Source organism: Brevundimonas sp., from assembly GCF_036659295.1.
Taxonomy (GTDB): domain Bacteria; phylum Pseudomonadota; class Alphaproteobacteria; order Caulobacterales; family Caulobacteraceae; genus Brevundimonas.
Genome location: NZ_JAVXCU010000085.1, coordinates 1 through 9,650, shown reverse-complemented (window position 1 = coordinate 9,650; position 9,650 = coordinate 1). Strand labels below are relative to the sequence as shown.

The 9,650-nt window shown below is 60.6% G+C and carries 9 protein-coding genes; 4 read left to right on the top strand and 5 right to left on the bottom strand.

Features of this window, described 5'->3' with window-relative positions; genetic code table 11:
• The coding region (locus RSB01_RS12075) for a TonB-dependent receptor plug domain-containing protein (protein ID WP_332625539.1) at positions 1–1,334 on the bottom strand (1,334 nt) is incomplete at its 3' end.
• A 177-nt stretch (positions 1,335–1,511) separates the two neighbouring features.
• Here RSB01_RS12075 and RSB01_RS12070 point away from each other — a divergent pair.
• From RSB01_RS12070 to RSB01_RS12055, 4 genes are all read left to right on the top strand, one after another.
• Positions 1,512–1,913 (top strand): limonene-1,2-epoxide hydrolase family protein, encoded by a 402-nt coding sequence (locus RSB01_RS12070; RefSeq protein ID WP_332591836.1) that lies wholly within the window; start codon positions 1,512–1,514, stop codon positions 1,911–1,913.
• 241 nt (positions 1,914–2,154) lie between these two features.
• Complete coding sequence (locus RSB01_RS12065; RefSeq protein ID WP_332591837.1) at positions 2,155–3,453, top strand: MFS transporter; 1,299 nt, start codon at positions 2,155–2,157, stop codon at positions 3,451–3,453.
• An 89-nt stretch (positions 3,454–3,542) separates the two neighbouring features.
• The gene (locus tag RSB01_RS12060; protein WP_332619614.1) at positions 3,543–5,198 is read left to right on the top strand and encodes a c-type cytochrome; all 1,656 of its coding nucleotides are present in this window, start codon (positions 3,543–3,545) and stop codon (positions 5,196–5,198) included.
• 71 nt (positions 5,199–5,269) lie between these two features.
• Entirely contained in the window at positions 5,270–5,482 is a 213-nt protein-coding gene (locus RSB01_RS12055) for a hypothetical protein (protein ID WP_312136528.1), read from the top strand.
• Here RSB01_RS12055 and RSB01_RS12050 read toward each other — a convergent pair.
• From RSB01_RS12050 to RSB01_RS12035, 4 genes are all read right to left on the bottom strand, one after another.
• Positions 5,479–6,453 (bottom strand): hypothetical protein, encoded by a 975-nt coding sequence (locus tag RSB01_RS12050; RefSeq protein ID WP_332619613.1) that lies wholly within the window; start codon positions 6,451–6,453, stop codon positions 5,479–5,481. The genes RSB01_RS12055 and RSB01_RS12050 overlap by 4 nt on opposite strands.
• Positions 6,450–7,562 (bottom strand): GNAT family N-acetyltransferase, encoded by a 1,113-nt coding sequence (locus RSB01_RS12045; protein WP_332619612.1) that lies wholly within the window; start codon positions 7,560–7,562, stop codon positions 6,450–6,452. Before RSB01_RS12045 ends, RSB01_RS12050 begins: the two co-directional genes overlap by 4 nt.
• Positions 7,562–8,761, bottom strand: a complete 1,200-nt coding sequence (locus tag RSB01_RS12040; RefSeq protein ID WP_332619611.1) for a hypothetical protein — start codon at positions 8,759–8,761, stop codon at positions 7,562–7,564. The genes RSB01_RS12045 and RSB01_RS12040 overlap by 1 nt, the downstream gene beginning before the upstream one ends.
• Positions 8,758–9,650: ThiF family adenylyltransferase (locus tag RSB01_RS12035; protein ID WP_332625538.1), on the bottom strand; the 893-nt coding region annotated here is incomplete at its 5' end. The genes RSB01_RS12040 and RSB01_RS12035, both read right to left, overlap by 4 nt.

Below are 9,650 nucleotides of genomic sequence, written 5' to 3'. Positions count from 1 at the left end.
CCGCCGACAGACAGGGTCAGGTTCGGCATCAGATCATATTCCAGATCGCCAAAGATGCCGTAGCTGTTGGTGGTGCTGGACGCGACATACTGGTTGTCACCATCCAGTGTGTCGCGGGTGCTGCCCGGACCGCCCGGCAGGAACGAGATCGCGGTATTGCGCGAGCTGCGCTTCACCTTCTCGTTCAGATAATACAGGCCGGTGGCCCAGCGCAGACGCTTGTCCGGATCGGATTGCAGGCGCAGTTCCTGCGTGATGCCGGTGTATTTTTCATACTGGGTCAGGGTCGAGTCGGTGATCGAAGGCGGTGAACCAACACCGGCCTGCGTCCAGCGGACATTGCCCTCGCCATTACGCAGACCTGCCAGATAGATCAGGCTCATATTGCCCAGTTCCCACTCCATACGGGCGCTGACACCGCTGGTTTCGCGGTTGGCATACTGCTCGTAGGGCGAGAAATTGGTGCGCGGATCCTGCGAGGGCAGGTTTGGCGTAATGAAGCCGAAACCCGGTACGTTGGGGTCATCCACGGCGTGACGGGCCGAGCCACCGCTGTCCGACTTGCTGTAGTCCGCTGTCATGGTCAGGTTCAGGTTGGGGGTCAGTTCCCATGCCAGAACGCCGCGCACAGCGGTCGAATCGATGTCTTCCATCTTTTCGTTGCGCACGAGATTTTCGGCATAGCCGTCATTCTTTTCGTGCAGAACAGCCAGACGGACGCCGATTTTTTCGTTGACCGGTACAGAGACAAAGGCCTCGGCATTGATGCTGCTGTAATTGCCCAGCGCGACCGAGCCACCGGCATCAAACTCTTGCGACGGCTTGGCCGAGATCATGTTGATCGCGCCGCCGACGACGTTCTTGCCGAAGATGGTGCCTTGCGGGCCGCGAAGCACTTCGATGCGTTCGAGGTCGAAGATCGGCGGGGTCGCGGCACCGCGACGGCCGATATAGATTTCGTCAAGGAAGGTGCCGATCGAGGGGTCGGCGGTCGCGCTGTTCAGGCGCGCCGAGCCGACGCCACGGATAAACATTTCCGATTCAAGGGCGTTCTGGGCCTGGAAGGTAAAGCTGGGCACTTGCGATGCGACCTGCGACAGATCGGTGATCAACTGTGTGCGCAGTTCCTCTGCGCCCATGGCGGTGACCGCAAGCGGCACTTCCTGCATGGCTTCCTGACGCCGACGGGCCGTGACGGTGATCTCTTCGATGGCGTAGGATTGCTCGGTCGAGGCGGCGGGTGCCGTCTGTGCCGAGGCAATAGCAGGCAGGCCGGCAGCAATGGCTATGGTTGCCACGCCGAGGCGCAACCGCGTTGAAAGCGGCTTGTTCATGTGTCTCTCCTCCCGAAGCCAACCGGTGTTGGTCTTTTTATGCAAGTTATATGGAGGAAAGGGCTTGTCAATCACGTTATCAATCGCTGATATCGCTTTTACGAGATTTCGAGCACCGTAATTATTCGAAATCATCGCTTTTATAACGAGATGAATGATTTCAAGGGGAGAAGTGCCATGACTGACAAGGATGCAAAAAGCCTGGAAGTGGTCCGTACGATGGTTCAGGCGTGGAACGATCAGGACTGGGACAAGGTTGGCGAACTGTTCGCGCCGGATGGTGTCCTGCATTCGATGATGCTTGATCCGATCAATGGTCGCGAGCCGATTGCCGCGCGCCTTAAGGCTTTAGGAGCCGGTGTCGAGTGGATCGAACTGGAGCTGGAACATATCGGTGTGATCGATGGCCGCGTCTATATCGAGCGTATGGATCGCTTTATATATAACGGCCATCGTGGCGATGTGCCGGTCATGGGCGTTCTGGTCATCAACGATGATGGACTGGTTCAGTTGTGGCGCGATTACTATGACCGCGCTCAGCTTCTACGCGGAATGGGCGTAGAAAGCTTTGACCACTAAATGAATACATGAGGCGGGCTTAGGCCCGCTTCATTATATTTAGGGGTAAGCTACGAAGGCATGGGCGTGAACTTTGGGCGGGTGCGCGGCTTGAAAATGTCTTCGATAAATCCGGCTCTGGTGACGATTTTATCTAGTCAGTCCTGTTGAGCAAGTTACAGTGGCTGCGACTGCTGGCAAATGATTGCGCCGCTAAAAAGCGCAACGGCCCGCACGGGGAGCCCGACTGGGAAGAATGCGTATGAACGAGAGCCAAGCACCGACGGCAACGACGGCACCCACCAAGCTGGGTGTCTATCCCTATGTGGTCGTTCTGATCCTGGGACTGGTCTACACCTTCAACTATCTGGATCGTCAGATCGTCGCCATTCTGGCGGAATCGATCAAGGCGGACCTCGGCCTGTCAGATACGCAAATCGGCATGTTGTCTGGCCTGATGTTCGCGCTCTTCTATACGGCGTTCGGCATTCCTATTGCCTGGCTAGCAGACCGCATGAACCGCGTGAAAATCGTGGCCGCCGCTTGCTTGTTGTGGAGTGTGTTCACCGGGATATGCGGTGTGGCGCAGAATTTTACGCATCTTGTACTGGCCCGCATCGGTGTGGGCATTGGCGAGGCGGGTGGGGCGTCGCCATCCATGTCGCTTATCTCCGACTATTTTCCACCCCATAAACGGGGCGGTGCGATTGGCCTGTTCTCGCTTGGGGTGCCGCTAGGGGCGACGATTGGTGTCGCATTCGGCGCTTGGGTGGCCGCAGAGTATGGCTGGCGTATCGCCTTTATGGCGGTGGCGGCACCGGGCGTATTACTGTCGGTCCTGTTGTTGCTGCTGGTGCGCGAGCCCAAGCGCGGCCGTTATGATCCGGTCGCGGAGATGGAGGCCAAGCCTGCATCCCTGAAAGAATGTCTGCAGACCTATCGCAAGACACCGACCCTGTCCTTGCTGCTGCTGGCGGCAGGCACATACAGCTTTGTGTTCAATGCTTTCGGGGCCTGGGCACCGGCACTGTTGATGCGTGCCAAAGGGGCCACCATGGCCGATATCAGCCTTTGGTATAGCGTGGTGTTCGGGCTGGCGATGGCGGTGGGCATGTTCGCCAGCGGCTTTCTTGCGGACCGTTTTGCACAGCGTCGGCCCAGTGCCTATGCTACGCTGCCGGCTGTGGCACTGGCGATCGGCGTGCCATTCTTTGTTGCCGGTGTCATGGCGGACACCTGGCCGGTGGCTCTGGCCCTGCTGGCTGTGCCGATGGGCATGAACATGATGTTCGTGGCACCGGGCTTTGCCATTGTCCAGAACGTGGCCCCCGCCAATCAGCGAGCAACCGCCTCGGCCATTCTGATGTTCGTGAACAATCTGGTGGGTATGGGCCTTGGTCCGTTATTCGTAGGCATGCTGAGCCAGCACTATAGTGCTGACATGGATGCGGCGGCTGCGCTGACGCGGGCCATGTTGTGGGTCACGCCCTTCTATATTCCGGCTATCGGGGCGCTGGTTCTGGTCGCGCGGGCGTTGGAGCGCCGTCACAAGCAGGCATAGGCTGACAGGCCTAAGCCATCCCCGACTTGGCAGGTGCATGCTGCTAAACGGGCGGCTATGCTGGCCCTGTACTCAGGGAGCGGTCGGTCATGAAGCGTTTAATCTCGGGAACGGCAGCGTCGCTGGCCTTGTTGATGGTCGCAGGGTGTGCAGCGACGCAGGGCACATGGGATTTCTTTCGCGGCCATATCGGGGCTTCGTCCGATGTGCTGGCGGGATGGACGCCTTCGGGTGATGCGCTCGAGCGCGGGGCGATGCAGTTTGCCTTTGGTGACTATGGCGGGCTGAACTCTGATGCGATGGATACGGTGGCGGTGCCGTGGAAGCTGACGGCGGCGTCGCTGGTGCTGCACCAGTCGCCAAACGATATCTCGCAAGACGCGCTGAGACGGATCATGCGCGATTACGGGTTCTTCTATCCCGACCGGATCGAGAACTGGCCCTCTAACCGCCCGCAACCGCCCATGCCCGAAGCCGGTATGGGGATCATTCTGGGCACCGGTACGCGCTCGATCCCGCGCATCGAGGTACAGATTGCGGGCATCGGCTGTGCCGCCTGTCACTCCGCACCCGTCTATGATGGGGACGGCAAGCCACAGCCGGAACGGATCTGGATGGGGGCACCCAATCCGTCTCTGGATATGGATCGTTATACGCAGGGTATCTATGACGGCATGACGTCAGGGATGCGCGACAAGGCGCGACTGATGGCGGCGGTGAAGACCCTGTTCCCGCAGGTGACAGAGCGCGAACTGAAAACCATCAACGACTTTGTCCTGCCGATTGTCGAGGAACGACTGGCGGCGATTGCGGCTCAGGGCGGTCGGCCCTTGCCCTATACCAATGGCCATGCGGGCGTATCGAATGGTCTGGCGGCGCTGAAACTGCAGCACGGTTTGCTGGAGGGCGATGCCGGTGCGTATGAGCGTGAGCGGGGCCTGACCTCCATTCCGCATCTGTCGGACAGGATGTGGCGCAGCATGCTGTTGTGGGATGGTGTCTATGCGCCCGCCAATGCCGTTGAGCGACAGCGCGAAATGCGGGCCGAGGATTTGACCGAGGCACACAAGGCCGACCTTGCAGCGATCGCGGCCTATTTCACCGTCCCGACCATGGCGATGTCGGGCGAGGGCGCTGTGCGGGCTATTCCGGCGGTGCGCGAGGCGTTCGGCTTTGTCGGTACGGTGCGACCGCAAACCTTCCCGGGGCATGTGGACATGGCGCGGGCCGAGCGCGGGGCGCGGCTGTTCGCGCAGAACTGTTCGACTTGCCACGGCACCTATCAGGAGACAGCCGAAGGGCCGCGTCTGAACAGCTTCCCGAACAAGTTGAGCAATGTCGGCACCGACCCTGTGCGGGCCGAACTGGCCGATGATGTTCTGGCCGCCAAGATCAATGCCAGCCCGATGCGTCGTTATATCCGTGCCGAACATACGGGGCGCTATGCGCCGCCGCCGCTGACCGGCATCTGGCAGAGCGCGCCTTATCTTCATAATGGCTCGGTGCCGTCACTGGCGGCCCTGCTGGGGCTGGAGGAGCGGCCGCAGACCTTCAGTGTTGGCGGTCATGCGATGGATCTGGATAAGGTCGGTGTGGCGTATCCTGCGGGCTATCAGCCCTATAGCCGTCCTTCACAGGTGGATACGCGCCAGCGCGGGATGGGCAATGGCGGCCATACCCGCATGTTTGCTGATCTTAACAATGAAGATAAGCGTGATTTGCTAGAGTATCTGAAGCGACTCTAAACGGGTGGCGAGGCGTGTCTGTGACGACAAGGTGCGCTGATGTGTCTTTACGTCGTCACAGAGGCATAGCCATGAACGAGTTGACCGAACTTAACGAGTTCCCCGAACGCATTGAATATGCCGATCTGGACGATGAAGATTTGGTCGAGAGCATCGAGCAAATCCAAAACCTGATGCAGGCCAGCCGTAAGGGCGGTGACGACACTTTCGCCAATGGACTGCAAATCTCGGTCGACCGTATGGCTAAAGAACTGGCCGGACGAAAAGAACGTAGCGCCGACTAAGGCACGATCAGTTCATCGACGGGCAGGCGAGCGGGTGGGGGCAGTTTGCTAGCGTCCACCATGCCTGCTCGCAGGACTGTGACCACACGCTGATGAGGGGGCAGGTTCAGGCGGCGAACCATCTCGGACGCGGCCGTTTCATCGTCGCCCAATATGGTCAGAGGCGCGGCGTAAAGGCCAAGTGCCGTTAATTCCAGCCATAGTCGGTGCCAGTCGCGGCCTGTCTGGAACGGGTCGGTATCGCGGTCCTGTACGAACGCTACCAGCACGGCGGCAGAGTTGGTGACGGCGGCCTCTCCAGTCAGGGAGGCGGCCAGTTGCAACTTGTCCAGTATCTCGAACATGGGATGGCCCATGACCACGCCTGCGGCCACGGCCAAGGGGGGCGACATTTCCATCGCCCGCGCGTTCAGGCCGTCTCGGTTCCAGTTTGGATCTACCTTGGTCAGCCGCATCCATGATGTCAGTTCGTGACGATAGGGACGGTTGCGGAAGAAACGCATCGTAGCCTGATCGGTCAGGCGGGCGATGTCCTTGATGGCGGCGTCATCGGCAAGCAGACGCACGTCCGAACGCTGTGACAGATTGTGGGCCGCGCTACGGGCGGCGTCCTTTCGGCGGTTGTCGAACTTGCCGCGATAGGTGCGTCGTGTGGTCAGGAACGCGGCGAGGGGATCGGGCGCACAGGAGCCGTTTTCAACCAGTCTGGCGATCTCGCCGTTTTCGGCGGGAGCGGCGGTTAGTTGAATGCCATGGGTGCTGGCGGCGATTATCATGCCTTCGAAGGCTGCGCCGTGGCTGGCGGCGGCATCGCGTCCTGTCGGGTCGCCAATGGCCAGATGGCGGTCGGGGGCCGCGATCTGGGCTATGGTGGCATCATCCACAAGCCGCCAACGGGTCGGCTGGATGTTATGGACATTGGGCGACAGACAGGTATCGGCCACCAGAGCGCGGAACATGTCAGGCGTCATGTCATCGCCTTTCGGAACAGATGCGTCCGGTGCAGGACCTGCGCGTTCAGGCGCTTGAGTTGGGCCAGGCTGGCCCCGTTCACATCGGCGATCCATGTGCCACCGCAGGACTGGTATCCACCCTTTTTGAGGACCTTGAGCACACGGTGAAGCAGTGCGGCATTGACCCCTTGGCCCTGATGTTCGGGCATGACCGAATAGAGGATGATAACGGCGCGTTTGGGCGCAAACAGCCCGCGCAGCCATGACCAGATCATCCGCAATCCGTAACGCGCACCGGCATGCTTTACGAACGGATTAAGGTCGGGAATGCAGATGACTACGCCCGCCGGTTTGCCTTTGTGGTGAAGGATGGCGGACAGGTTCGGGTCCATGACCCACATCATCTCACCGGCCTGAAACTGGAACTCTTCGGAAGTCAGCGGCACGAACATCGGGTTGGTGTCGAACCCGCCGTTCAGGCACAGGCGGCCTTCCTCCATCCGCACCTTGAAATCGCGGCGGGTGATGGGGGCAAAGCTCCAGTCCGGTGAGCCGAGGATGGCGCGGGCCTTGTCGGTCAGGGGCTGATCTTCCGGCACGGTTTGCGGGTTGAACTGCCATGTGGCCATCGGAAACTCTCGGCCATAACCCAGACGCTCCAGATGGACAGGCAACCACGGTGGCGACCACACCATGTCCGTATAGGGGGCGTGTTCAAACCCGTCGGTGACAAGGCCAACCATCTGCATGGCGGTCAGGTTGAAGGGGCCCATGATTTCGGTATCGCCATGGCGTTTTGCGAAATCCTCGATGGCCGAGAATAACAGGTCGATGACCTCGGCATCATCGGCGGCATCGAAAAATCCGAAACAGGTACGCGCCCAGCCATAACGCTCATTGGATTGTCGATGGCGGTGTGCCGTGGCGCGGGCCACAGGTTTGCCATCGCGTTTGACGACGTAGAATTCCAGTGGACTGCCCGCCTTCATCAGCGGGTTCTGCGCGGCATCCAGATATTTTTTCAGGTCCGAACGCATGGGCGACACATAGGGCGTGTCTTTGCCATAGGCGTTGAAGGGCGTGGCAAAGAAGGCGTCGAAATCGCCCTGAACCAGTTCGAGGGCCATCAGGCGGCTCCGGTGTTTTTGACGATCAGGGCGGCCATTTTCTGGAACAGGGCCAGGTCGCGTTCGTCCTCGTCCAGCATGGCCGAACCACCAAGGGCGACAAGGCCGATCTGCAAGGGATGGTCACCGATCAGGATGGCGTGGGTGGAGTTGTGACGCAGCAGCAGGTCGCGCAGTTGTTCACGGGCATCGGCCATCGGATGCGCGCCCCACAGGCTGGACAAATGTATAACCGCGCGGCCGTCAAACGCTTGCGGCAACAGGTTGATGTCATAGTCCTTGAGGTCGGCATCCTGCACCAGAACCAGCCCTTGCAGCGGGGCGACACGGCTGGCGTCACCGATAAAGCCGGACAGGGTGTCAGTGCGGGCATCGGTCAGCGTCTGGTCAAACAGGCGGCGTTGCTGGTCATTGCCGCCCGAGCGCAGGCGCAGCAGCACGGACAGGGCCAAAAGCGCCGCTATCGTCACGACCAGTACCGAGGCGGCATCCAGCCTGCTCTCGGGGCGATGTAGCAGCAAGAGTGCGCCCGCCAGCAACAGTGCTGTGCCAAAGGCCAGCGACAACTCCTTGGCCGTTTCCAGCCAGCCCTTTGGCGCATTGGCCCCTGCGGCGGCGGCATAGGCCAGACCCAGCATGCCTAGCGCCGACAGGCCGAATGGCGAGACAATACCAAAATCGGTCAGGGCCAGAACGCCGGTGGCCAGCAGGGCGCGACCATAGGCGTTGAGGGTGGTGTTCTCCATCGGCGACAGGCTGTCGCGACGACGAAATACAATCAGGCCCAGCACCAGCAACAGCGCACAGGGCACATAGATGGCGAGGCTAAAGGCCTTTTCGATACCGCTGCCGGCCAGTAGCGCGGCAAAGATACCCAGTAGAGTGCCGCCGCCGATGGTGATCTTGATCCAGAGCGGCGCATGACGACGCAACAGGGTTTCTGCCAGCAGCAGAGCGCCCAAAGGCAGCGCGCAGGCCAGCAAAAGCGTGAGTGCGCCGAATATCTCGAAGCCCGTCGCTCGTACCAGCGCCCGACAGGCATAGAACAGGCCCGACAGGCCAAACACCAGCAGCAGCACATTCTGCACCGTCGAGCGGCGGGCGCGTTGCCAAAGGACCAGCGCAACCGCCAGTGCCCCGATGGCCCCGAAGCCATCAACCAGCATGCGTGTGGTGTCTGCCAGTGAAAGCTCCATCATCCGGCCAGCAGCTTTTGCATCAGACGGCGCACCACGATGGCTTTCAGTGCGCCGATCGGTGCGGGCAGGGGGCGCTCGCATTTGGCATCGCGCGTATTCAAGAACCAGCCGCGATAGTCGGTGCGGGTCTTGCGGGCCATCAGCAGAGACAGAGCCTCGCCCGCCATCAGGCATCCGGCGGTGGTGACCATGGGGGCAAAGCTCATGCGCTTGCGCTTACCCGCGGCCATTTCGGCGGCGGCGGTCAGGTCGATATGGGTGTGGGACGACGAATGGGTCATCACCCATTCCAGTTCTTTCATAAAGCTGTCGGCCGCCTGTTCCTCGGTGATGGCCTTCCAGTCCACGCCCTTGATCGGATAGCCGAGACGTTCCTCGGGGCGCGGGTCGTTCGGGCGCACCACGATCACCGAGGGCAGGGGCGAGGCATAGGCGTCGATGACCGTCGCGCCATGCTGTTTGGCCTTGCGGTACAGTTGCGCCGTGGCGGGGATGTCGTCGCAGCCATTAATGATGACCGGATAGTCGCGGGCCAATTCGTCGAGGCGATCGGTCCATTCGGCCCCCAGAACCACCAGTTCCAGATCGGGATTGATGCGTTTCAGTCCCTCGGCGGTGACCTCGGCCTTCAGACGGTCAACCGTGTCGGTAAAGGCAAACAACTGGCGGTTCAGGTTGGACACCTCGAACGTATCCAGATCGGCAATGGCGATCTTTCCGACACCGGCCCGCACCAGCATCTGCACCGCTGCACCACCCATGCCGCCGACACCCGCGACAAATACCGCGCCACCTTTCAGGCGTGCCTGTTCAGCTTCGGTGATGAAGCCGATATTGCGGGTGGTCATTTCGGAATAGAATTCTTGGGTCATGATTTCTGCTTTGCAGG